Source organism: Streptomyces sp. NPDC001530 (assembly GCF_042894545.1).
Lineage (GTDB): Bacteria > Actinomycetota > Actinomycetes > Streptomycetales > Streptomycetaceae > Streptomyces.
On sequence record NZ_JBIAVS010000023.1, the window covers coordinates 86,251 to 109,026 of the forward strand.

The 22,776-nt window shown below is 69.6% G+C and carries 22 protein-coding genes; 12 read left to right on the top strand and 10 right to left on the bottom strand.

The genetic code is table 11. The features are described from left to right. Positions 1 to 225: 225 nt before the first annotated feature. Both ACFY0T_RS38610 and ACFY0T_RS38615 read right to left on the bottom strand, forming a co-directional pair. Positions 226 to 954, bottom strand: coding sequence for a lysophospholipid acyltransferase family protein (locus ACFY0T_RS38610; RefSeq protein ID WP_388881889.1), 729 nt, complete (start codon positions 952 to 954; stop codon positions 226 to 228). Positions 955 to 1,140: 186 nt separating this feature from the next. Further along, on the bottom strand, positions 1,141 to 1,557 hold the full coding sequence (locus tag ACFY0T_RS38615; protein WP_388881892.1) for a DUF4395 domain-containing protein: 417 nt from the start codon (positions 1,555 to 1,557) through the stop codon (positions 1,141 to 1,143). A 75-nt stretch (positions 1,558 to 1,632) separates the two neighbouring features. Here ACFY0T_RS38615 and ACFY0T_RS38620 point away from each other — a divergent pair, with 75 nt between their 5' ends. The 4 genes from ACFY0T_RS38620 (at position 1,633) to ACFY0T_RS38635 (ending at position 4,786) form a co-directional block, all read left to right on the top strand. Further along, a complete protein-coding gene (locus ACFY0T_RS38620) occupies positions 1,633 to 2,046 on the top strand; it encodes a TlpA family protein disulfide reductase (protein WP_388881895.1) in 414 nt (137 codons plus the stop codon). Between the two features lie 207 nt (positions 2,047 to 2,253). Further along, complete coding sequence (locus ACFY0T_RS38625; RefSeq protein WP_388881898.1) at positions 2,254 to 2,763, top strand: flavin reductase family protein; 510 nt, start codon at positions 2,254 to 2,256, stop codon at positions 2,761 to 2,763. A gap of 219 nt (positions 2,764 to 2,982) precedes the next feature. Further along, a complete protein-coding gene (locus ACFY0T_RS38630; RefSeq protein ID WP_388881901.1) occupies positions 2,983 to 3,768 on the top strand; it encodes an electron transfer flavoprotein subunit beta/FixA family protein in 786 nt (261 codons plus the stop codon). 55 nt (positions 3,769 to 3,823) lie between these two features. Beyond that, positions 3,824 to 4,786: an electron transfer flavoprotein subunit alpha/FixB family protein gene (locus tag ACFY0T_RS38635; protein WP_388881904.1), complete on the top strand. Its 963-nt coding sequence runs from the start codon at positions 3,824 to 3,826 to the stop codon at positions 4,784 to 4,786. A 53-nt stretch (positions 4,787 to 4,839) separates the two neighbouring features. On the opposite strand, the gene ACFY0T_RS38640 is transcribed toward ACFY0T_RS38635, so the two are convergent. Then, a complete protein-coding gene (locus ACFY0T_RS38640) occupies positions 4,840 to 5,733 on the bottom strand; it encodes an endonuclease/exonuclease/phosphatase family protein (RefSeq protein WP_388881907.1) in 894 nt (297 codons plus the stop codon). Positions 5,734 to 5,928: 195 nt separating this feature from the next. On the opposite strand from ACFY0T_RS38640, the gene ACFY0T_RS38645 reads away from it, so the two are divergent. Next, on the top strand, positions 5,929 to 7,233 hold the full coding sequence (locus ACFY0T_RS38645; RefSeq protein ID WP_388881910.1) for a DUF6986 family protein: 1,305 nt from the start codon (positions 5,929 to 5,931) through the stop codon (positions 7,231 to 7,233). A gap of 102 nt (positions 7,234 to 7,335) precedes the next feature. Here the strand turns inward: ACFY0T_RS38645 and ACFY0T_RS38650 are convergent, their stop codons facing one another. Further along, positions 7,336 to 8,082, bottom strand: a complete 747-nt coding sequence (locus tag ACFY0T_RS38650; RefSeq protein ID WP_388881912.1) for a hypothetical protein — start codon at positions 8,080 to 8,082, stop codon at positions 7,336 to 7,338. A 3-nt stretch (positions 8,083 to 8,085) separates the two neighbouring features. Further along, on the bottom strand, positions 8,086 to 9,180 hold the full coding sequence (locus ACFY0T_RS38655; protein ID WP_388881915.1) for a LacI family DNA-binding transcriptional regulator: 1,095 nt from the start codon (positions 9,178 to 9,180) through the stop codon (positions 8,086 to 8,088). A gap of 148 nt (positions 9,181 to 9,328) precedes the next feature. Here ACFY0T_RS38655 and ACFY0T_RS38660 point away from each other — a divergent pair, with 148 nt between their 5' ends. Further along, complete coding sequence (locus ACFY0T_RS38660) at positions 9,329 to 10,276, top strand: ROK family protein (protein WP_388881918.1); 948 nt, start codon at positions 9,329 to 9,331, stop codon at positions 10,274 to 10,276. Between the two features lie 262 nt (positions 10,277 to 10,538). On the opposite strand, the gene ACFY0T_RS38665 is transcribed toward ACFY0T_RS38660, so the two are convergent. Beyond that, on the bottom strand, positions 10,539 to 12,560 hold the full coding sequence (locus tag ACFY0T_RS38665) for an NPCBM/NEW2 domain-containing protein (RefSeq protein WP_388881921.1): 2,022 nt from the start codon (positions 12,558 to 12,560) through the stop codon (positions 10,539 to 10,541). A gap of 267 nt (positions 12,561 to 12,827) precedes the next feature. Here ACFY0T_RS38665 and ACFY0T_RS38670 point away from each other — a divergent pair, with 267 nt between their 5' ends. The 3 genes from ACFY0T_RS38670 to ACFY0T_RS38680 are packed head-to-tail and all read left to right on the top strand — an operon-like array spanning position 12,828 to position 15,956. After that, a complete protein-coding gene (locus ACFY0T_RS38670) occupies positions 12,828 to 14,096 on the top strand; it encodes an ABC transporter substrate-binding protein (protein ID WP_388882204.1) in 1,269 nt (422 codons plus the stop codon). Between the two features lie 19 nt (positions 14,097 to 14,115). Next, a complete protein-coding gene (locus ACFY0T_RS38675; protein ID WP_388881924.1) occupies positions 14,116 to 15,030 on the top strand; it encodes a carbohydrate ABC transporter permease in 915 nt (304 codons plus the stop codon). Then, complete coding sequence (locus ACFY0T_RS38680; protein WP_388881927.1) at positions 15,027 to 15,956, top strand: carbohydrate ABC transporter permease; 930 nt, start codon at positions 15,027 to 15,029, stop codon at positions 15,954 to 15,956. Before ACFY0T_RS38675 ends, ACFY0T_RS38680 begins: the two co-directional genes overlap by 4 nt. An 8-nt stretch (positions 15,957 to 15,964) precedes the next feature. Here the strand turns inward: ACFY0T_RS38680 and ACFY0T_RS38685 are convergent, their stop codons facing one another. Further along, positions 15,965 to 16,453 carry an excalibur calcium-binding domain-containing protein gene (locus tag ACFY0T_RS38685; protein ID WP_388881930.1) on the bottom strand — a complete coding sequence of 163 codons (489 nt, stop codon included), beginning with the start codon at positions 16,451 to 16,453 and terminating at the stop codon, positions 15,965 to 15,967. Positions 16,454 to 16,575: 122 nt separating this feature from the next. Here ACFY0T_RS38685 and ACFY0T_RS38690 point away from each other — a divergent pair, with 122 nt between their 5' ends. Both ACFY0T_RS38690 and ACFY0T_RS38695 read left to right on the top strand, forming a co-directional pair. After that, complete coding sequence (locus ACFY0T_RS38690) at positions 16,576 to 16,773, top strand: hypothetical protein (RefSeq protein WP_388881933.1); 198 nt, start codon at positions 16,576 to 16,578, stop codon at positions 16,771 to 16,773. A 140-nt stretch (positions 16,774 to 16,913) separates the two neighbouring features. Continuing rightward, a complete protein-coding gene (locus tag ACFY0T_RS38695) occupies positions 16,914 to 17,954 on the top strand; it encodes an NUDIX domain-containing protein (RefSeq protein WP_388881936.1) in 1,041 nt (346 codons plus the stop codon). Between the two features lie 186 nt (positions 17,955 to 18,140). On the opposite strand, the gene ACFY0T_RS38700 is transcribed toward ACFY0T_RS38695, so the two are convergent. After that, positions 18,141 to 19,202 carry a protein kinase family protein gene (locus tag ACFY0T_RS38700; RefSeq protein WP_388881939.1) on the bottom strand — a complete coding sequence of 354 codons (1,062 nt, stop codon included), beginning with the start codon at positions 19,200 to 19,202 and terminating at the stop codon, positions 18,141 to 18,143. Between the two features lie 140 nt (positions 19,203 to 19,342). After that, complete coding sequence (locus ACFY0T_RS38705; protein ID WP_388881942.1) at positions 19,343 to 20,698, bottom strand: dipeptidase; 1,356 nt, start codon at positions 20,696 to 20,698, stop codon at positions 19,343 to 19,345. Between the two features lie 184 nt (positions 20,699 to 20,882). On the opposite strand from ACFY0T_RS38705, the gene ACFY0T_RS38710 reads away from it, so the two are divergent. Further along, positions 20,883 to 22,088, top strand: a complete 1,206-nt coding sequence (locus tag ACFY0T_RS38710) for a geranylgeranyl reductase family protein (RefSeq protein WP_388881945.1) — start codon at positions 20,883 to 20,885, stop codon at positions 22,086 to 22,088. A gap of 152 nt (positions 22,089 to 22,240) precedes the next feature. Here ACFY0T_RS38710 and ACFY0T_RS38715 read toward each other — a convergent pair whose 3' ends face one another. After that, entirely contained in the window at positions 22,241 to 22,690 is a 450-nt protein-coding gene (locus ACFY0T_RS38715; protein ID WP_388881947.1) for a nitroreductase family deazaflavin-dependent oxidoreductase, read from the bottom strand. Positions 22,691 to 22,776: the final 86 nt, after the last annotated feature.

A 22,776-nucleotide genomic window follows, 5' to 3' on the forward strand; every position in this document is an offset into this window, starting at 1 on the left:
GCGCGGCCGGGGGCGCGGAATCATGGGTCCGCGCCCCAGGGGCGATTCAGCGGACCCAGGCCGCCCAGGAACCACGAACTCGGCGCTCTGGCCGCCGAGGAGCCACGACTGCGGCGTCCCTGGCTGCCGAGGAGTGACGACTCGACGCGCTCCGCCACGCCGCAGCGCCCCCGGCCCCCCAGGAGTGACGATTCAGCGCCCCCCGGCCGAGCCGGACGGGCCGATTCAGCTGGCCTCGGCGGCCTTCACCTCTTCGGGAGTGGGCGCCGTGCCGCCGAGGTGCGCCGGCATCCACCAGGTGTCGTCCGGGCCCTTGGGGCGTACGGGATAGGCGCGCTGAGCGGCCTCCAGGAGCTCCTGGACACGCCCGCGCAGGCGCCGCGTGATAGCGCCCGCGTACTGGTCCTGGGGGGCCTCCACCGGCTCGCCGACCCGGATGGTGATCGGGGTGTGGCTGCGCTTGAAGTTGCGCGGGTGGCCCTTGGTCCACAGCCGCTGGGTGCCCCACAGGGCCATCGGGATGAGCGGGACGCCGGCCTCCTGGGCCATGCGCGCGGCACCCGACTTGAAGCTCTTCAGGGTGAAGGACTGCGAGATGGTCGCCTCGGGGAAGACGCCGACGATTTCCCCGGAACGCAGCGACTGCAGCGCGTGCTGGTACGCCGTCTCGCCCTGCTTGCGGTCCACCGGGATGTGCTTCATGCCTCGCATCAGCGGGCCGGAGATCCTGTGCCGGAAGACCGACTCCTTCGCCATGAAGCGCACGAGACGCTTCTGCGGCAGGGCGGCGAGACCATCGAAGATGAAGTCCAGATAGCTGATGTGATTGCTCACCAGCACGGCGCCGCCCGAGCGCGGAATGTTCTCCGATCCCTTGCAGTCGATCTTGAGGTCCCACACCTTGAACAGCGTTTGGGCGAGACCGACGACGGGACGGTAGACAAGCTCTGCCATGGACGGGGTGGACCCTTCTCTCTGCTCGGGAAGGGGTCTCCCGGCGGGAAAGTTACGCAGCCGTAGGTTTACGGCATTGCGCAGATCGTGCCCCAAGAACGGACGGGGGGCCAGTCCTGGTGCCGCAGAAGGGCGAGATCCTCGTCACGTCCATCACTTGATCCACCTCGGACTTTTAACCCGCCTTTACTTCGCGCGTACCGCCACGCGGCGTGCGACCAGGTACATCTCGCATCCCAAGCAGTACCCGAATGCGGCATTGAGGAACGCGGCAGCGAGCGCACAGCCCGTCGCCGCGAGCCCCAGCCACTGCGGCCCGGCCGTGTAACCGATCAGTCCCACCGCGGCGAAGACGAGTCCGACCGCCTGCGCGAACTGCGGCGGTTCGGGCGCCTCGAACTCCGTCGGCGGCCCAAGTCGGGGGCGCACGGCCTTCCGGAACAGCCAGCCGTACGGAGCGCGCGCCACGCCGCCCGCCGCGCCCAGCGCGAACGCCAGTACCTGCCAGGCCAGCAGCCAGGCGCTCCCGGTGATCAGTACGGCCGCCAGGACGACGGTCGTCACGGCCGCACCGAACCGCGGCCCCCTCACATCGATGTCCATGAATCAAGCATTCCGCACGGGACGGGATGCGTGGAGTCGGGAATCTTTGCGGTCTCGTGAATGCTTGTGCAGAGGATGACCGGACTTGTGGTGTGCGTGGTGGTGCTCGCGGCGGCGAGCGCGTACGGAGTGCTGCATCAGCGACGCAGTGGGAGGGTGAGAGTGCGCGGACGCGACGGCGGAAAGCGGCTCGGCGCGGCGGAGTTGGGGGAGGGGCTCGGCGAACGGGCCACGCTCGTCCAGTTCTCCAGCGCCTTCTGTGCCCCGTGCCGGGCGACGCGCAGGGTCCTCGGCGAGGTCGCCGACATGGTCCCGGGCGTGATTCACATCGAGATCGACGCCGAGGACCGCCTGGAACTCGTGCGTGAACTCGACATCCTCAAGACCCCGACCGTGCTGGTGCTCGACGCCGAGGGTCGGGTCGTACGGCGTGCCACCGGGCAGCCGCGCAAGGCCGATGTGATCGCCGCGCTGGGGGAGGCCGTCTGAGGCCGTGGCGATCTTGGTGACGCATCTCCCAGATGCCGGAACGCACTTGACTGCGCGCACCACCTATCGTCAGCCTGACCGCATGCCGCCGGAACTCCTTCTCTTCGAGCGTGTCCACGTGGACCTGGCCCGCACCGCGAGTGCGCGCTGTCCGGGCTGTTGAGCAGCCCCGGATCCCCACGTCAGCCCTCGCAGAAGGACAACTCCATGACGGCCACGCCCGACCTCGGCATCCCTCGACTCGCCTCGCCCGACCTGCTGCGCTCCGCCTTCCGACGGCACGCGGCCGGTGTCGCGGTGATCACGGCCCCCGGCGCGGGGGGCCCCGTCGGCTTCACCGCCACCTCGCTCACCTCGGTCTCCGCCGAGCCCCCGATCGTCTCCTTCGGCATCGGCGTCGGCGCCTCCAGCTGGCCCGCGATAGCCGAGTCCGACCATGTCGGCGTCCATGTGCTCGGCGAACATCAGCAGGAACTGGCCGCCACCTTCGCCAGAAGCGGCGCCGACCGCTTCGGCGCGCCCACCCGATGGCGTAAGGGGCCCGAGGGAGTTCCCGTCCTCGACGACGTCCTCGCGTGGCTCGTCTGCCGGGTCGTCGCGCGTGTGCCCGCGGGGGACCACCGCATCGTCCTGGCCGAGGTCGTCCTCGGCGACCCCTCGGGCGCGGGCCGCCCGCTCCTGTACCACCAGGGGCGTTTCAACGGCCTGCGCGACTGAAGCTACTGGGCGGTCCTACTCGCCGGTCCTACTCGTCGGTTACGCAGCGTTGCCAAGGTCACAGTTCAAAGCGCTTGCTTAGTGGGCATTCAGTGGGTGTACTGACGAGTAATATTTCGTTCGGAGCGCGGGTCGCCCCGACCGGGATCGGCCGCTTCAGGCGCCTATGCTGCCTGAAAGAAGGCAGCCCAGAAATGACGATGCAGTAGGAGAGCCGGCGTGAGCTTGAGGATCGTTGTCACTGTGAAGTACGTGCCCGACGCCACTGGCGACCGGCACTTCGCCGATGACCTGACCGTCGACCGTGACGACGTGGACGGTCTGCTCTCGGAGCTCGACGAATACGCGGTGGAGCAGGCGCTGCAGATCGCCGAGGACGCCGACGACGCCGAGATCACCGTGCTGACCGTCGGCCCGGAGGACGCCAAGGACGCGCTGCGCAAGGCGCTTTCGATGGGTGCCGACAAGGCCATCCACGTCGAGGACGACGACCTGCACGGCACGGACGTCATCGGTACGTCGCTGGTGCTCGCCAAGGCGATCGAGAAGGCCGGCTACGACCTGGTGATCTCCGGTATGGCGTCCACCGACGGCACCGCCGGTGTGGTCCCCGCGCTGCTGGCCGAGCGCCTGGGCGTCCCGCAGGTCACGCTGCTCTCCGAGGTCTCCGTCGAGGACGGCGTCGTCAAGGGCCGCCGTGACGGCGACACCGCCTCCGAGCAGCTGGAGGCCTCCCTCCCGGCCGTCGTGTCGGTCACCGACCAGTCGGGTGAGGCGCGTTACCCGTCCTTCAAGGGCATCATGGCCGCCAAGAAGAAGCCGGTGGAGTCCTGGGACCTGGAGGACCTGGAGATCGAGGCGGACGAGGTCGGTCTCGAGGGTGCCTACACCACCGTCGACTCCGCGGCCGAGCGCCCGGCGCGCACCGCCGGCACGATCGTCAAGGACGAGGGCGAGGGCGGCAAGCAGCTCGCTGAGTTCCTCGCGGGCCAGAAGTTCATCTAAGGCTCACCCCGCTTACCCTCCCTCAGACTTCGAAAGCACGCAGGAGAGCATTCCCATGGCTGAAGTTCTCGTCTACGTCGACCACGTGGATGGCGCCGTCCGCAAGCCCACCCTGGAGCTGCTGACGCTGGCCCGCCGCATCGGTGAGCCCGTCGCCGTCGCCCTCGGCTCCGGTGCCGAGAACACCGCCGCCGCGCTCGCCGAGCACGGCGCGGTGAAGGTCCTCACGCACGACGCCGCCGAGTACGCCGACTACCTGGTCGTACCGAAGGTCGACGCGCTGCAGGCCGCGTACGAGGCCGTCTCCCCGGCCGCCGTGCTGGTCCCGTCCTCCGCCGAGGGCAAGGAGATCGCGGCCCGTCTCGCGGTCCGTATCGGCTCCGGCATCATCACCGACGCCGTCGACCTGGAGGCCGGTGACGAGGGTCCGGTGGCCACGCAGTCCGCGTTCGCCGCCTCCTTCACCACCAAGTCCCGTGTCTCCAAGGGCACCCCGGTCATCACGGTCAAGCCGAACTCGGCTCCCGTGGAGGCCGCCCCGGCCGCAGGCGCCGTCGAGGCCCTCGCGGTCTCCTTCTCCGAGAAGGCCACCGGCACCAAGGTCACCGCGCGCACCCCGCGCGAGTCGACCGGTCGCCCCGAGCTGACCGAGGCCGCGATCGTGGTCTCCGGCGGCCGTGGCGTCAACGGCGCCGAGAACTTCTCGATCATCGAGGCGCTCGCCGACTCCCTCGGTGCCGCCGTGGGCGCTTCGCGCGCCGCGGTCGACGCCGGCTGGTACCCGCACTCCAACCAGGTCGGCCAGACCGGTAAGAGCGTGTCGCCGCAGCTGTACATCGCCTCCGGCATCTCCGGCGCGATCCAGCACCGCGCCGGTATGCAGACGTCGAAGACGATCGTGGCGATCAACAAGGACGCCGAGGCCCCGATCTTCGACCTGGTCGACTACGGCGTGGTCGGCGACCTCTTCGACGTCGTCCCGCAGCTGACCGAGGAGATCAAGTCCCGCAAGGGCTGAGCCTCCCCGAGGTGCGAGGCCCCTGCGACCGTCGCGGTCGCGGGGGCCTCTGCTCATGCCAGGGCCAGTGAGGCCTGCACGGGCAGATGGTCGCTCGGGAACTGACCGTTCAGGGAGAACGTGTTGATCGCCGCCCGGTGTGTGGTCACGCCCGGCGTGGCGAGGATCCAGTCGATCCGGTCGCCGTCAGGCACCAGCGGCTTGTAGCCGTGGAAGGTGGCGTAGAGCGGGCCGCGCTCGGCCGCCGTGTCCCAGGTGTCGACGAGGCCGGCGCCCAGCATCTCGTCGTAGACCGGATTCTTGTGGGCCGCGACATTGAAGTCGCCGGTCACGATCAGCGGCAGGGAACGGTCGAGCCCCCCGATCCGTTGAGTGATCAATCCGGCTGCACGCGCGCGTGCGTTCTGACTCCCGCTGTCCAGGTGGGTGTTGAGGAAGTAGAACTCCCGCTTCCCGTCCCGCAGATCGCGGAAGCGGACCCAGGTGACCATGCGGATGCAGACGCCGCCCCAGGTGTTCGAACCGATCACCTCGGGGGTGTCGGAGAGCCAGAAGTGGTCGTACTCGGCCGGTTCGAGGCGACGGGTGTCGTAGTAGACGGTCATGAACTCGTCGCGGCTGCCGCCCGCGCGGCCCGTGCCGATCCAGTCGTAGTGCGGTCCGAGGTCGGCGGCGATGTCGCGCACCTGCGGGTAGAGGCCCTCCTGGGTGCCCATGACGTGGGGAGTCTCCCGGCGTAAGAGTTCGCGCATCACCGGGCGGCGCGCGGCCCAGCTGTTGGGCTCGGCGGTGCCGGCGAAGCGGAGGTTGAAGCTCATGACGTCCAGGCGGCGGCCGCCGCGCCGGGTGGCGGAGGCCTGCGCCGTGCTGAGCAGGGGCATGGCGATCGCGGCGGCCGCCGCGGTCCTGAGCCCCATGCGCCGGGTCACTCTGGTGGAGTTCGACACGCGTGCTCCTTCGGTCGCGAGTCAGGATGAAGCGTGTGCACCGCAGTGTGGAAGAAGGAACAGAGACAAGAGTGAACGGGCCAGGGCATCGGGGTGTCCCGCGATCCAAGAGGGTGTTGACCGGCAGGAAGATCCCCAGATAACTTCATTCTACGGATTGTTGATTCCGTACTGCGGAAAAGTGGAGGGTGTGGGATGGGTCAGGGTCAGCAGGAGAACGTGGCGACGAGCCTCGCGGGCGCCATCAGCGAGGAGATCAGCGCCTCCCTCGCCCCGGTCGACGCCGAGCTGGAGCGCCGCTACCCCGGAGACCCCGGCACCCGGCAGCCCGTCCACACCGTGTACGTCCCCGGTGACGTGTTCGCCGCCGACACCATCCGCTCCTGGGGCGACCGGGCCCTCGCCGCCCTCGACGAGCACGCCCCGGACGCCGCCTCCTTCGCCGCGGTCCTCGGTCTGTCCGACGAGCTCGCCGAGCCCGTCTACGACCGCGTACGGGCCAAGCTGGAGCGCGAACCCATCGAAGACCTGCGCGTCGACTTCGAGGACGGCTACAGGCCGCGCCCGGACGCCGAGGAGGACGCGGCGGCGGCCCGTGCGGCCCGTCTGATCGCGCAGGCGTACGAGAACGGCACGGCGGCCCCGTACATGGGCATCCGCATGAAGTGCATGGAGGCGCCGGTACGCGACCGGGGCATCCGTACGCTCGACATCTTCCTCACCGGCCTGATGGAGGCCGGCAGCCTGCCCGACGGGCTCGTCCTGACGCTGCCGAAGGTGACATACGCGGAGCAGGTCACCGCGATGGTCCGGCTCCTGGAGGAGTTCGAGAAGGCGCGCGGTCTCGAGCCCGGCCGGATCGGCTTCGAGATCCAGATCGAGACCAGCCAGTCCATCCTCGCCACCGACGGCACCGCCACCGTCGCCCGCATGATCCAGGCCGCCGAGGGCCGCGCCACCGGCCTGCACTACGGCACCTTCGACTACAGCGCCTGCCTCGGCGTCTCCGCCGCCTACCAGGCCAGCGACCACCCCGCCGCCGACCACGCCAAGGCGATCATGCAGGTCGCGGCCGCGGGCACAGGTGTACGCGTCTCCGACGGCTCCACGAACGTCCTCCCGATCGGCCCGACCGAGAAGGTCCACGACGCCTGGCGCCTGCACTACGGCCTCACCCGCCGCGCCCTGGCCCGCGCCTATTACCAGGGCTGGGACATGCACCCGGGCCACATCCCGACCCGCTACGCCGCCGTCTTCGCCTTCTACCGCGAGGGCTTCGAACAGGCCGCCGCCCGCCTCGCCCGCTACGCCAACCACGCCGCCGGCGACGTCATGGACGAGCCCGCCACCGCCAAGGCCCTCAGCGGCTACCTCCTGCGCGGCCTGGACTGCGGCGCCCTGGACATCGCGGAGGTCGCGAGGGTGACGGGCCTGACGCGAGCCGACTTGGAGGGCTTTGCGGCACCGAGGCGGGGAGACCTGACCATCTCCGGGAAGTAGAGAGCGCCCCTTGAGGGACGCGGGACTGCGGCATCATGCGACTCCGCCGCGTGGGCGCGACCAGCCACATGCGGCCGGTACGTTGAAGACGGAGCGACCCACCTATACGTATCTCTCCAGGCCGGAAGCCATGGTGAGCCGCTCCTCGGCGAACAGTCGGGTACCCCGGGCGCACAGCTCCGCATCGAAGCGCGCCCGCGCGCAGAACTCCTCCGGCGTCTTTCCGAACAGCTCCCGCAGCCGCGGAGACGCCGCGAGGAGCGAGGCGAGCAGCACACGCTCGCCCGGATGCGCCCGGGGCACCCCGGCTCCGTCGCGAAGCACCCCACGCCGGTTGACGTAGACGTACGCACCGGGCAGCAGCTCTCCGGACTCCAGCTCGATCCGGATGTCGGACGAGGGAAGCCAGGCACGGTCGTACGCCCCGGCCGCCGCGGAAACTCCCTCGCTGGCGTCGACCACGGCGAGCTGGGCCGAGTCGAGCCAGGTGAGGAACAACTCGCCGACGGTGCCCGGCGCGTGGAACGGCGACGCGGACACGTACCCCAGCAGACTCACGTGGGCCGAGACGCCGACGCCGATGGCGGCAACCCGCGCCTTCACCATCGGGATCGTGCCGGAGACCTCGTACTCCGCCATCTTGTGCCGGAGTTGGCCGGGGCAGGCGTTGGAGCCGACCGCGACGACCGGGACGCGGTCCTCGTACACCAGGCGTGTCAGGGGTAACAGTCGGTCCCCGTCCAGGAGTCCGGACTGCTCGGGCCAGGCGCCCGGATAGCTCAACGGATGGTCGCGCGGCGCCTCGGCGAGGCCGAGGGCTTCGAGCGTACGGGGATCCGGGGCGCCCATGGCTCAGTGCGCGGGCGGGAGTTCGCCCGAGCCGCGGGTGATCAGGCGGGTCGGGAGTTCGATGCGTTCCGGGGTGACGAGGGTGCCGTCGAGCTGGCGGAAGAGGCGTTCGGCGGCGGTGCGGCCGAGGGCGGCGGCGTCCTGGGCGACGACGGTGACGCCGGGCTGGAGGAGGTCGGCGAGCTCGATGTCGTCGAAGCCGACGAGGGCGACGGGGCGGCCGCGCTCGGCGATGACGCGGACGACCGTGACGGTGACACGGTTGTTGCCGGCGAAGATCGCGGTGACGGGGGAGGGGCCGGAGAGCATGTCCTCGGCCGCCTTCCGCACCCGCTGCGGGTCGGTGACGCCCAGGGACATCCACGCGTCCTCAACCGGTATGCCCGCGTCCTCCATGGCGGCGCGGTAGCCGCGCAGCCGCTCGGCGGCGGTGTGGATGCGGGGCATGTCGCCGATGAAGCCGATCCGGCGGTGACCGTGCGCGATGAGGTGGGCGACGCCGTCACGGGCGCCGCCGAAGCTGTCCGACAGCACGACGTCGGCGTCGATCTTTCCGGCCGGGCGGTCCACGAAGACCGTGGCGACGCCCGCCTTTATCTCGGGCTCCAGATAGCGGTGGTCGTCACCGGCCGGAATGACCACGAGCCCGTCCACACGGCGCGCGCACAGCGCGAGGACCAGTTCCTGCTCGCGGTCCGGGTCCTCGGCGCTCGAGCCGTTGATCAGCAGGGCGCCATGGGCGCGGGCCACCTCCTCGACCGCGCGGCTCAGCGGCCCGTAGAACGGGTCCGCGAGGTCCTCCAGGACGAGGCCGATGCTCGCGGTGCGGCCCTTGCGCAGCACCCGCGCGCTGTCGTTGCGGCGGAAGCCCAGCGCCTCGATGGCCTCCTGGACGCGGCGCTCGGTGTCCGGGGTGACACCCGGTTCACCGTTGACTACGCGCGAGACCGTCTTGAGGCCGACTCCCGCACGCGCCGCCACGTCCTTCATGGTCGGACGGTTTCCGTAGCGAGTTCCGGAGAGGCGGTCTGCTCGGCGGGCGGTCTCGGCCACGATGTGCTGTCCTGTCCTGTCGTCCACGGGGATGCGTCGGTCCATGGGGTTGTAAGAGGATGTGGCGTCGAGCATAGAGCCTGGACAACGTTGTCAGATGCGGGAGAGACTGTCCAGCGCAATCTCCGGCCTGCGCCCCCACCGCGAGACCGGCCTGCCCTTTTCTCAAGGTTCACCGGGAGACCTGACTCTGATGCACACCGACCTCGTGGCCGCGCTCGACATCGGCGGCACCAAGATCGCCGGAGCGCTGGTGGACGGCCACGGCCGGATCCTCCTGCGCGCGCAGCGCGCGACGCCCGCGCAGGAGGAAGGCGACACCGTGATGCGGGCCGTCGAGGACGTGATCGGCGAGCTGACGGTCTCCCCGCTGTGGAGCGGAGCGCGGGCCGTCGGCATTGGCAGTGCGGGCCCGGTGGACGCCTCCGCGGGCACGGTGAGCCCGGTGAATGTTCCGGGCTGGCGCGACTACCCGCTGGTCGAGCGGGTCCGCAAGGCCACGGCGGGGCTGCCCGTCGAGCTGATCGGCGACGGCGTGGCCATCACGGCGGCCGAGCACTGGCAGGGCGCCGCCCGCGGACACGACAACGCGTTGTGCATGGTCGTGTCGACGGGCGTCGGCGGCGGGCTCGTCCTGAACGGACAACTGCACCCCGGCCCCACCGGCAACGCCGGCCACATCGGGCACATCAGCGTCGACCTCGACGGCGATCCCTGCCCGTGCGGCTCCCGGGGCTGCGTCGAGGGCATCGCGAGCGGCCCGAACATCGCGCGCCGCGCGCTGGAGGGCGGCTGGCGGCCCGGCCCCGACGGTGACACCTCGGCCGCCGCGGTGGCCGAGGCCGCCCGCGCGGGCGACCCGGTCGCGGTGGCCTCCTTCGAACGGGCCGCGCAGGCGCTCGCCGCCGGCATCGCGGCCACCGCGACCCTCGTCGAGATCGACATCGCCGTCGTCGGCGGGGGAGTGGGCAAGGCGGGCGACGTCCTGTTCACGCCGCTCCGCAAGGCGCTGGCGGACTACGCGACGCTGTCCTTCGTACGGCGCCTGACCGTGGCGCCCGCCCTGATGGGCACGGACGCCGGTCTCGTCGGCGCGGCGGCGGCCGCGCTCAGCAGGAACCCGAGCGCGACCGCGGCCTGAGTCCGACGCGATCTCCGGGCGGCCGGGGCCCGGCCGCTTCCAGCCCCTCCATCGCGGGCATATTTCAGCCCCTCCGGCGGTTGAGGAGCGGGGTCTGGGGCGGAGCCCCAGGGGCGGGACGGGAAGGGGCGGAGGGGGCGAAAACAATCCCCCGACCGCCCTCTCCTCACTCAGGGCTCAGGGCTCAGGGCTCAGGGCGAAGCCGACGGATACGGCGAGCGTGGGGGCCCGGCCGACGGGACGTCGCCCCGCCTCCGTGGCTTCAGCAGCTGAGCTGGGCGTTCGCCCAGTCCGCGTGGTCCGAGTCGATGCCGTCGCCGCCGTCGGTGACGACGAGGCGGACCACCTGGGCGCCGGTGACGTCGGCCGTGATCGGCTGGGCCGGCATCGCGTTGGTGAGGACGCCGGTCGAGGCGACCTTCGTCCCGTCGGCCCAGACCTCGAAGACGACGGTGCCCTTGGCCCCCTTCTCGTCGTCGACGCCGACCTCCGCGGTGACCGTCTCGCACGCCTTGCCGGTGTAGTACTCGACGGCGCTCTCGGCGTGCACGCCGAGCCCCTTGGCGTACACGACTCCGCCGAGAGTGATCGGATGACCGTCGCCCGCCGCGCTCTCACCATTGCTGGTGTTGCGCTCAACCGGCCCCCATCCATTGGTCGTTGACAGCCACGGCAGGTCACCGAGAGAGGAGACCCCCGACGGCGGCGCCACCACTACGGAGGCCTTCAGCGGCAGCACGCTCTCGGCACGTACACCGGTCGGCGAGCGGTAACTCGCCTTCAGCGTCAGGTCGTACGAGCCCGTGGCCGTGCCGCCTGGCGCCGTGACCTGCCACGACGTACGCAGCGAACGGCCCGTAGTCACCTGGCCCGCGGTGGTCGGCGACGTCGCCCTGACCGTCCAGCCTTCGGGCCCGCTCAGCGTCACGGACACGCGCTGCGCGGGCGTACGGCCGAGGTCCGTGACCGTCGACGTCAGCGCGGCCGTCTTGCCCGCCTCGACCAACGGGCTGCCGTCCAGGCCGAGTTCGACGGCGGGCGGGTTCATGGCCCACCTGTCGTCGACCGAGACACGTACCAGCACGGTGCCGTGCGCGGGGACGGTGGCCGAGATCGTGCCCGCGGTGTTGTAGCTCTTGTGCTGCCACAGATCGCGCAGCGTGTACGCGTCGGCCGCGGGCAGGCCGACGGCCCCCGCGGTTGTGGCGATCCGCTGTGCGCTGCCGGACTCGTTGAACAGCGCGACCGCCCGGCTGCCGTCCTTCATCTCCTTGGCGACGACCCAGCGGCCGCCCTCGGAGGAGACCACCGTGCCCTGCCTGCCCAGCGGATCCTGATCGATCGCGATGACCTCCTTGTTGTCGAGGATGTCGAAGGTCGCGGCGGACGCCTTGCGCAGATCGGAGCCGATGAGCAGCGGTGCGGCCATGACCGACCACATGGAGAAGTGCGAGCGGTACTCGGTGTCGGTCATGCCGCCGTTGCCGACCTCCAGCATGTCCGGGTCGTTCCAGTGCCCCGGACCGGCGTACTGGGCGAGCGGCAGGTTCTGCTTGAGGATCGACAGCATCGAGCCCCAACTGTCGCTGATGTCACCGGTCGTACGCCACAGATGTCCGACGTCCGACGCCCATTCCCAGGGTTTGTTCTCGCCCCACTCGCAAATGCTGTAGACGATGGGGCGGCCGGTCGCTTTCAGAGCGTCACGCATGGTCGTGTACCGCACCTTGGCGTCGACGCCTTGGTTGTTGCAGTTGTCGTACTTGAGGTAGTCGACACCCCAGTCCGCGAACTGCTGGGCGTCGCTGTACTCGTGGCCGAGCGCGCCGGGGAATCCCGCGCTGTTGCACGTCTTGGTGCCCGCGCTGGTGTAGATGCCGAGCTTGAGCCCCTTGGCGTGCACGTAGTCGGCAACCGCCTTGATTCCATTCGGGAATCGCACCGGGTCGGGCACCAACTTGCCGTTCGCGTCCCGTGCCGGGAGGGCCCAGCAGTCGTCCAGATTGACGTACTGGTACCCGGCGTCCTTGAGGCCCTTGTCGACGAAGATGTCCGCGATCCCCTTGACCATGGCCTCGTTGAACTCGGCGCGGCAGTGCGTGGAGTTCCAGTTGTTGAAGCCCATCGGCGGGGTGAGGGCGAGACCGTCCGCCAACGTGGGCGAGACGGGGTCCTGTTTGGGCGCGGCGAACGCGGGTGAGATGAGCCCGGTCGTACACAACAGTCCTGCGGCGAGCGCTCCGACCACTCTTCGGCGGGTTGTGCGGGTGTGAAGGTGACGCATCGTTACGTTCCTCCGAACTCGCGAGAGATGGGATGTCTGCATGTTCGCGACAACGGTGCGCGTTTACGGTAGGACGTGTCGGACTCTGTTGGAAGAGAAGTGGTAACGGTTGTTCGATATCTCGTCAGAACCCTTGACGCCACTGCCACTTGGGAGTGAGATCCAAGCCTCGCGTTCGGTTGTGTTGGGTGGCACCCCGAGGAGGGGGACATGGCACAGTCATCGTTGAAGGGGCTCATCGTGCCCGGAGGCACGACAGGACATCGGATGTCCCGGCGAAATCTCTTGCGTGGTACGGCCGTCGGAGCCGGCGCGCTCACACTCCCCGCCCTGCTGTCCGCGTGCGGCGACGGACCTGGCGGAAACAAGAACGAAGTGACCGTGGGGTCCAACGCGTCGGACGCGGTCCCCAAGAAGGCGTACGCGGCGGCCTTCGCGGCGTACGAGAAGAAGTCCGGCAAGAAGGTCAAGGTCAACACCAAGGACCACAACGACTTCCAGGAGAACATCAACCGCTATCTCCAGGGCACGCCCGACGACGTCTTCATGTGGTTCGCCGGATACCGCATGCAGTACTTCGCGGAGAAAGGGCTCCTGCACGAGATCAGTGACGTGTGGAGCGGCTTCAGCGGATTCTCGGACGCACTCAAGGAACAGTCCACGCACGCGGGCAAACAGTACTTCGTGCCCTATTACTACTACCCGTGGGCCGTCTTCCACCGGAAGAGCCTCTTCCAGAAGCAGGGATATCAACAGCCCAAGACCTGGGACGAGTTCATCGCGCTCGCCAAGAAGATGTCCAAGGACGGTATTCCGGTCGCCTTCTGCGACAAGGACGGCTGGCCCGCCATGGGCACCTTCGACTACATCAACATGCGCCTGAACGGATACGACTTCCACAAGTCCCTGATGGCGGGCAAGGAGTCGTGGACCGACACCAAGGTCAAGAACGTCTTCGACACCTGGCGCGAACTCATGCCGTACTACCAGAAGGGCGCCCTCGGCCGTACCTGGGAGGAGGCCGGGCAGAGCCTCCAGCAGCGCAAGACCGGCATGGCGGTCTTCGGAATGCCGCACCCCGGCACCCAGTTCCCTGCGAGCGAACGCGACGACATCGACTTCTTCGCCTTCCCCGAGATCGACCCGCAGTACGCGCAGGACGCCGTGGAGGCGCCCATCGACGGCTTCCTCGTCGCCAGGAAGTCGAAGAACCTGGACGGCGCAAAGGCGTTGCTGAAATGGCTGGGCACGCCCAAGGCCGAGGACACCTACCTCGCCCTCGACCCCAACAATGTGGCGGTCAACGACGGCGCCGACACCTCCAAGTACAGCGCCCTGCAGAAGAAGTCGGCCCAGCTCGTCTCCGGCGCCAAACAGATCTCACAGTTCATGGACCGCGACACCCGACCCGACTTCGCCTCGACCGTGATGATCAAGGCGATCCAGGACTTCATCGGCAATCCGAAGGACGTCGACGGTCTCTGCAACAGCATCGAACGGCAGAAGAAGACCATCTTCTCGTCGCCCGTCGGCTGAACCTGGGGGAAGACGTTCCGTGGCGCTCAACATCCCACGGCGCGCCGGAGGGCGGCGGCTGCGGCGGTTCACCCGCCGCGACGTCGTCGTCCTCGGCGTGCTCCTCGGCATACCGATCCTGCTCGACATCGTCATCATCTGGGGCCCGACGCTCGCCTCCATCGGGCTCTCCTTCACGTCCTGGGACGGCGTCGGCGACGTCCACTGGGTCGGCGGCGACAACTACAAGAACATGGTCGAGAACTACCCGGTCTTCTGGCCGGCCGTCCGCCACAACGTCCTGTGGCTGCTCTTCCTCGGCCTGATCGCGACCCCCTTCGGCCTGTTCCTGGCCGTCCTCATCGACCGGGGTGTCCGCTTCAGCCGCTTCTACCAGTCGACGATCTACCTGCCCGTCGTCCTGTCCCTCGCCATCGTCGGCTTCATCGCCCAACTGGTCCTGGGCACCGACCAGGGCGTGGTCAACACCATCCTGAACAACCACGACGACCCGATCGACTGGCTCGGCGACTCGCACCTCAACCTCTGGATGATGATGATCGCGGCGAGCTGGCGGCACACCGGCTACGTCATGATCCTCTACCTCGCCGGACTCAAGTCCGTCGACCCGCAGTTGAAGGAAGCGGCCGCGATCGACGGCGCGAACGAGCGCCAGACCTTCTTCCGCGTCGTCTTCCCGACCCTGCGCCCCGTCAACGTCATCGTCGGCGTGATCACCGTCATCGAGGCGCTGCGCGCGTTCGACATCGTCTACGCGGTGAACAAGGGACGCAACGGCCTGGAACTTCTCTCGGTCCTCATCACGGACAACATCATCGGCGAGGCCAGCCGCATCGGATTCGGCTCGGCGATCGCGGTCGTCCTGCTCACCGTCTCCCTGGGGTTCATCGTGACGTTCCTGGTCCAAGAGCTGCGAGGTGCCCGCGACCGATGACAGCCGACATCCGCGCCGGCGCGCCCACCCGCCCGGCTCCCCCGGCGGCGCAGAAGCCGACACCCCGCCGCAGGCCGCGCCCCGGCCGCTTCGGAGTGCACATCTTCCTGATGGGCGTCTCCCTGGCCTTCCTCGCCCCCCTGCTCCTCGCCGTCTACGCATCGCTGCGCCCGTACGAGGAAACGGCGCAGCACGGCTACTTCTCCTTCCCCAAGCACCTGTCCTTCGACTACTACCGCCGGGCCTACACCGAGTCCGGCATGGGCAAGTACTTCACCAACACCCTGCTGATCGCCGTACCCGGCGTCATCATCACGCTCTTCCTGGCCTCGTTCGTCGCCTTCGCGGTCTCCCGCCTGAAGCTGCGCGGCGGCCTGGTGCTCCTGATGTTCTTCACGGCGGGCAACCTGCTGCCCCAGCAGGTGATCGTGACCCCGCTGTACGTCCTCTTCAACAAGGTCCCGCTGCCGTGGTGGATGTCCGACTCGCTCACGATGTACGACTCCTACTGGGCCGTCATCCTCGTCAACATCGGCTTCCAGCTGGGCTTCTGCGTCTTCGTACTCGCCAATTTCATGCGCACGCTTCCGCAGGAGATCCTGGAGGCCGCCATCGTCGACGGCGCGGGCGTCTGGACCCAGTTCTGGCGCATCACCCTGCCCCTGTGCCGCCCTGCCCTCGCCGCCCTCGGCACCCTCGAATTCACCTGGATCTACAACGACTTCCTCTGGGCCCTGATCTTCATCTCCAACCCCGACAAGCTCCCCATCACGTCCTCCCTGAACAACCTCCGCGGCCAGTTTTTTACGGATTACAACCTGCTCGCCGCAGGCTCAGTCCTCGTCGCCCTCCCGACGATCCTCGTCTTCCTGCTGCTGCAACGGCACTTCATCGCAGGGCTGACGCTGGGGTCGACCAAGGGCTGACCTCGTCCTCACTCACATCCGACGCCATCCCCGTCACGGTCGAGATGGCGCCCGTAGCCGGGGTCTCCCGCGTGCACGGGCGCGGCCCCCGCCGCGCGGGCGGCGTCGCAGTTCTCGTAGTACACGGCGCCCCCGCCACTGTTGTCGTCGGTGCCGCCGTCGTCCGTGGCGGCCTGTGCGGTGACCGTCGCTCGTACGGTCTTCGTCGTGCGTACCGTCACGGTGGCGGAGGGCGTCGCCGTGACCGTCTGCGTCGCGGTCGCCGTGGCCGTCGCCATGGCCGTGGTGGTGACCGTGGCCGTCGGACGGGGCTTCGCCGCGGTGGCCTCCTTGTCGTCCCCGTCGCTCGTGCCGATGCCGACGCCTATGAAGAGGGTCACGAGGAGGGCGGGCAGGACGTAGCGCTTGCGGGCCCATCTCGGAGCGGTGCGGGCGGTCGGGGTGGGCGGCGTGTGTGGTGTGGGTGGTGTGTGTGGTGTTGTGTGCGGGTTGGTCATCTCGTCCCCCCTGGGATGTTTCGAGTGGGATGAAGGTAGTGCCGTGGATGTGTCCGATGAGGGTGAGATGAAGTTGCGTGACCTACCCGTGACTCGTCGTCGGCTCCGTAGTTGAACCGGGCATGAAGAAGCGCAGCATGCTCGCCATCGCCTCCCTCGCCACCGGGTTCGTCGTCGCGGCGATCACCCCCTCCCACGCCCTCGACGGCGACGCCCTGGGGGATCTCAACGTCAGCGACACACTCAGCACCCTCGATCACACGGTCAGCAGCGACAGCCTGGCCGTGGACGAGAACGCGCCGGGCGGCCAGAACGGCTGAGCCGAAGGCCTCGGTACGACGGCGCCGGCGCCCCTGGGACAGGGCACCGGCGCCGCCGTGTCGGCTCCCTCATCAGGACCTGGTTTCCGTGGCAGGGTGGAGCGGGCAAGCCACAGGGGGCCAACAGAAGAGGGGGAACCGTGATCGTCTGGATCAACGGTGCGTTCGGTGCGGGGAAGACCACCACCGCACGGGAACTGATCGAGCTGATCCCGAACAGCACGCTCTTCGACCCCGAGGTCATCGGCGGCGCACTCACGCACCTGCTGCCGCCCAAACGCCTCGCCGAGGTCGGCGACTTCCAGGACCTGCCGATCTGGCGACGCCTCGTGGTCGACACCGCGGCCGCCATGCTCGCCGAACTCGGCGGCGTCCTCGTGGTCCCGATGACCCTGCTCCGCCAGGAGTACCGCGACGAGATCTTCGGCGGCCTCGCCGCACGCCGGATTCCCGTACGGCATGTGCTCCTCGCCCCGGCGGAAACGATCCTGCGCGAGCGAATAGCCGGGCGCGCGGTGCCCCCGGACCTGCCCGACGGTGAAATGCGCGTGCGCCAGTGGTCCTACGACCACATCGAGCCCTACCGCGCCGCGCTCGCCTCCTGGCTCACCGCCGACGCCCACCCCGTGGACACCAGCGCGCTCACCCCCTACGACACCGCCCTGCGCATCGCCGAAGCCGTACGCACCGGGGACGCGCCCGTGTGCGACATCGTGCAGACCCCCGAGCCCACCGCGGAGACCGTCGCCGCGGGGGTCCTCCTCTTCGACGAGCAGGACCGGGTGCTGCTCGTCGACCCGACGTACAAGGCCGGCTGGGAATTCCCCGGAGGCGTCGTGGAACCCGGCGAGGCCCCGGCGCGCGCGGGCATCCGCGAGGTCGCCGAGGAGACCGGCATCACGCTCGACGACGTGCCCCCGCTCCTCGTCGTCGACTGGGAGTCGCCCGCCCCGCCCGGCTTCGGCGGTCTGCGCCTCCTCTTCGACGGCGGCCACCTCGACACGGCAGCCGCCCGGCGACTGCTGCTGCCCGGGCCCGAGTTGCGGGACTGGCGCTTCGTCACCGAGCAGGAGGCGGCCGATCTGCTGCCGCCCGTGCGCTACGAACGGCTGCGCTGGGCCCTCAGGGCCCGTGAGCGCGGGGCGGCGCTCTATCTGGAGGCCGGGGTCCCGGTCGGCTGACGTCGTGACTTTGCTCGGCGTGTGGAGCTCCGAGAAGGAACCCACCAACAGGACCGGATCCACCCCCGGTTGAAGGAGGGACACGCGCGCGCACGCGAACGATCTGACGGAGAGCGAGCGCGTCGCCTGCGTTGACCAGGTGCCGGAACTGGTCGACCGAGGCGGCGGGAACCTCGTGGCCTGCCACTACGCGGAGAGCGTCGGACCGCTCTGACCGAGCCGGCTCAGCTCTTCCCAGGGGTACGGGTTCTGCCGGCTGTCCTGCAGCAGCCTGCGGTTGAAGTCGCCCATGACGGTGGCGAGGGGGGCGTGGCGGGTGAGGATCGAGGCGACCTCCGTCGGGACGCCGTCGGGATGCTCGCCCTCGGCCCAGGCGCGCACGAATGCCTCCCGCTCCTCCCTCCCGTACCCGTACAGGGCGGTGACCAGCCAGTTCACCAAGTACGTCCGCGTGTAGGAACGGTCATAGGACTCGTGCCGGTCGAAGAACTCGCGTTCGGCGCGGGAGAGTGGGAAACGCGAGGAGAGCGCGAGGCCGAAGTCCGCGAAGTACAGCCGTCGGCCATCGGTGAGGATGTTCTCGAAGTGCGCGTCGAAGTGCAGGAGTCCGCGTGCGTTCATGAAGGAGACACCGGCCTCCAGGCCCCGCTCCACCAGGGAGCAGACCCCCTTGCCCTCGAACCGGGTGCCGAGCCAGTCGTGGAGGTTGTACGGGATGTACTCCAGGAACAGTGCGACGCTCGCCGAAGCGGTGCGGAGGGCCTCGATCCGATGGCGCACCTGCTGGGAACCGCCCCAGTAGGCGACCGCCCGCTCGACGTCGGCCAGTTCCTCGGGCAGGGGTTGCACGGTGTCGGGCAGCACCCGCCAGTGGTACATCAGGGGGAAGCCCCCGAACTGCCCGGCCAGTACCCAGTTCGTCGTCATCGTGTGCACGGCGAGCTCACGCCAGGCCCCGAAGCCCGGACCGCCGATGCCGTACTGGCAGAAAGGCGGAAGCCCGAAGACGTTGGCCGTGGACCGGGCGTGCTCCGGCCGTCGCTCCGGATCGGTGAGCGGCACCCGCTTCACGAAGACCGGGGTTCCGGCGACATCCAGCAGTGCGGATCTCCCGCCGATGCCGGTGCCCAGGGGCGTCGCCGCCTCCACCAGTCCGGCCAGTTCGCTGTCGCCGCACAGGGCCAGGGAGGTGGAGACCTCGCTGTGGGCGCTGAGGCGCGTCGCGTGCGCCGTCTCGGGGCTCGTCACCGTGACAAGCTTGCCATTCCCAGGAGTTGGCCGCCCGCGGCTGCTTCCGGAACGCCGTGGTGGGCCCCCGGCCCGATGGCGGGGGCCCACCACGAGAGGTCACCTGGGGCGTCCCCTATGTACCCCTGTGGGCAGAGTGCTCAGCTCGCCGCGTAGTTGCGCAGGAACAGCGCCTCCGCGACCGAGAGGCGCTCCAGCTCGTCCGGCGAGACACCCTCGTTCACCGCGTGGATCTGCGCCTCCGGCTCGCTCAGACCGATGAGGAGGATCTCCGTCTGGGGGTACAGCGAGGCGAGCGTGTTGCAGAGCGGGATGGAGCCGCCCATGCCCGCGTACTGCATCTCCTGGCCCGGGTAGGCGACCGACATGGCCTCGGCCATCGACGCGTACGCGGGGCTGGAGGTGTCGGCGCGGAACGCCTGGCCCTGGCCGATCTGCTCGGTGCTCACCCGTGCGCCCCACGGCGTGTGCGTTTCCACGTGGGCCTGCAGCAGCTTGGTCGCCTCGGCCGCGTCCATGCCCGGCGGCACCCGCAGGCTGACCAGCGCGCGGGCGGCCGCCTGCACGGACGGGGTCGCGCCGACGACCGGCGGGCAGTCGATGCCGAGGACGGTGACGGCCGGACGGGCCCAGACGCGGTCGGCGACCGTGCCGGAGCCGATGAGCTGCACGCCGTCGAGCACCTTGGCGTCCTCGCGGAACGCCCCTTCCTCGTACTGCAGCCCGTCCCACGCCTGGTCGGCCGTCAGCCCGTCGACCGTCGTCGAACCGTCCTCGGCCCGCAGCGAGTCCAGTACGCGGATCAGCGCGGCCAGCGCGTCGGGAGCGGCGCCGCCGAACTGCCCCGAGTGCAGGTTGCCTTCCAGGGTGTCCACCTGGATGCGTATGAGGGTCATGCCGCGCAGGGTCGCGGTGACCGTCGGCAGACCGGCCCGGAAGTTGCCGGCGTCGCCGATGACGATGGTGTCGGCGGTCAGCAGCTCCGGGTGCTCCTCGGCGTACCGCTCCAGGCCGCCCGTGCCCTGCTCCTCCGAACCCTCGACGATCACCTTGACGTGCACCGGAACGCCGCCGTTCGCCTTCAGCGCGCGCAGGGCGAGCAGATGCATGATGACGCCGCCCTTGCAGTCGGCGCTGCCGCGTCCGTACCAGCGGCCGTCGCGCTCGGTCAGCTCGAACGGCGGCGTCACCCAGGCCGCTTCGTCCAACGGCGGCTGCACGTCGTAGTGCGCGTACAGCAGGACGGTCTTCGCGCCCTCCGGCCCGGGCAGGTAGCCGTACACCGACTGCGTGCCGTCGGGGGTGTCGAGCAGTGCCACGTCCTGGAAGCCCTCGGCGCGCAGCGCGTCGGCGACCCAGTTCGCGGCGCCCTCACTCTCGCTCTTGGGATATTGGTCGAAGTCCGCCACCGACTTGAAGGCCACCAGCTCGGTGAGCTCCGCCTTCGCCCGGGGCATGAGCGAGGCGACGGTCTCGGCGACCGGATTCGACGACATGGGCACGCTCCTTGTAGGTGCGACGTTGTACTTCTGTGTACAGATGATCGTGCGGTGCGTAGGCGCGTACTGGTGTGCAGGGCGCCCGCGCTGCCGATCCTCCCACAGCGGCCTGCGGCGATGCCCGCCGTAGGATGCGGGAGGCAGGAGCGGCAGACGGCTGGACTGGGAGCAGTAGACCATCGTGAGCAGCGAGAACTCTTCGGCGGACGACGGGCAGCGGGTGTGGGACGTCGTCGTGGTCGGCGCCGGGCCCGCCGGGGCCTCGGCCGCCTACGCGGCAGCGGTCGCGGGACGCAGCGTCCTGCTCCTGGAGAAGGCGGAGCTGCCCCGCTACAAGACGTGCGGCGGCGGCATCATCGGCCCCTCGCGCGACGCGCTGCCGCCCGGCTTCGAGCTGCCGCTCCAGGACCGGGTGCACGCGGTCACGTTCTCGCTCGACGGCCGCTTCGTGCGGACCCGCCGCTCCAAGCAGACGCTGTTCGGGCTGATCAACCGGCCCGAGTTCGACCAGCAGCTCGTCGAGCACGCCCAGAAGGCGGGCGCCGAGCTGCGGACGGGCGTGACGGTCTCGCGGGTCGAACAGCACGGCTCCGCCGTACCGGACCGGCGCACCGTCGCCGTCGTGCTGCAGGGCGGCGAGACCGTGCTGGCGCGGGCGGTTGTCGGCGCCGACGGCAGCGCCAGCCGGATAGGGGCGCACGTCGGCGTGAAGCTCGAACAGGTCGATCTCGGCCTGGAGGTGGAGATCCCGGTGCCGGAGACGGTCGCCGAGGACTGGCAGGGACGGGTCCTGATCGACTGGGGGCCCATGCCCGGCAGTTACGGGTGGGTGTTCCCGAAGGGCGACACGCTCACGGTCGGGGTGATCTCCGCGCGCGGTGAAGGCGCCGCCACCAAGCGGTACTTGGAGGACTTCATCGCCCGCCTCGGGCTCGCCGGCTTCGAACCGGCCGTCTCCTCCGGCCACTTGACGCGCTGCCGTGCCGATGACTCGCCGCTCTCGCGCGGCCGGGTGCTGGTGTGCGGTGACGCGGCGGGACTGCTCGAGCCCTGGACCCGCGAGGGCATCTCCTTCGCACTGCGCTCCGGACGGCTCGCGGGGGAGTGGGCGGTACGGATCGCGGAGGCGCACGACGCGGTGGACACCCGGCGCCAGGCCTTGAACTACGCTTTCGCGATCAAGGCGGGGCTCGGCGTCGAGATGAGCGTCGGCAAGCGCCTGCTGACGGTCTTCGAGCGGCGGCCGGGCATGTTCCACGCGGCGATCACCAGCTTCCGGCCCGCCTGGAAGGCCTTCACGGGGATAACGCGCGGTTCGACCTCGCTCGGCGAGCTCGTCCGCACCCACCCGATGGCCGGGCGCGCCCTGACCGCGCTCGACAGGTGACCCTTCGGCTCGACGCGTGACCCTGGGGCTCGACGCGCGATCCTGGGGCTCGACAGGCTCGACAGGCTCGACAGGCTCGACAGGCTCGACACGTGACCCCTCGGGCCGCCGGGCGACCCCTCAGGGGCCAGAGGTCAGCTCTTGACCAGCGGTCAGCTCTTGACCGTGATGCGGAAGACCGGGTGGTCGGGGGCGATGCGGCGCAGCTCCTCGTTGGATGAGTCGGGGCCGACGCCGTTGAAGAAGACGCCGACTTCGGCCTTCCAGCGCTTCAGGTAGGCGCGCAGCAGCGGGACCTTGTCGTCGTCGGCGATCTCGGTCGCGGTGAACGCGTCCACGTTCTTGCCGAGGCGCAGCTCGCCGCCTCCCGCGGCCCGCATGTTGTGCGTCCACTGGACGTGACCGCGGGGGGCGACCAGGTACTGCTCTCCGTCCACCGTGAGCAGATTGACCGGGGTCGTGCGCCACTCGCCGCTCTTGCGACCGCGGACGGCCAGGACCCGGGAGCCCCAGATGCTGATACCGCGGCGGGTCATCCAGGCCACGGCGCGATTGAAGACGTTCACGGTGAACCAACCGGGCTTCTGGACGTGTGCGGACATGGTGACCCCCATCGATTGGGAGAGCGCTGCTTCCTTTTGTGAGCACTGCTCTCGCTTGAGAGAAGTCTGCGCCAGATCGACGATCC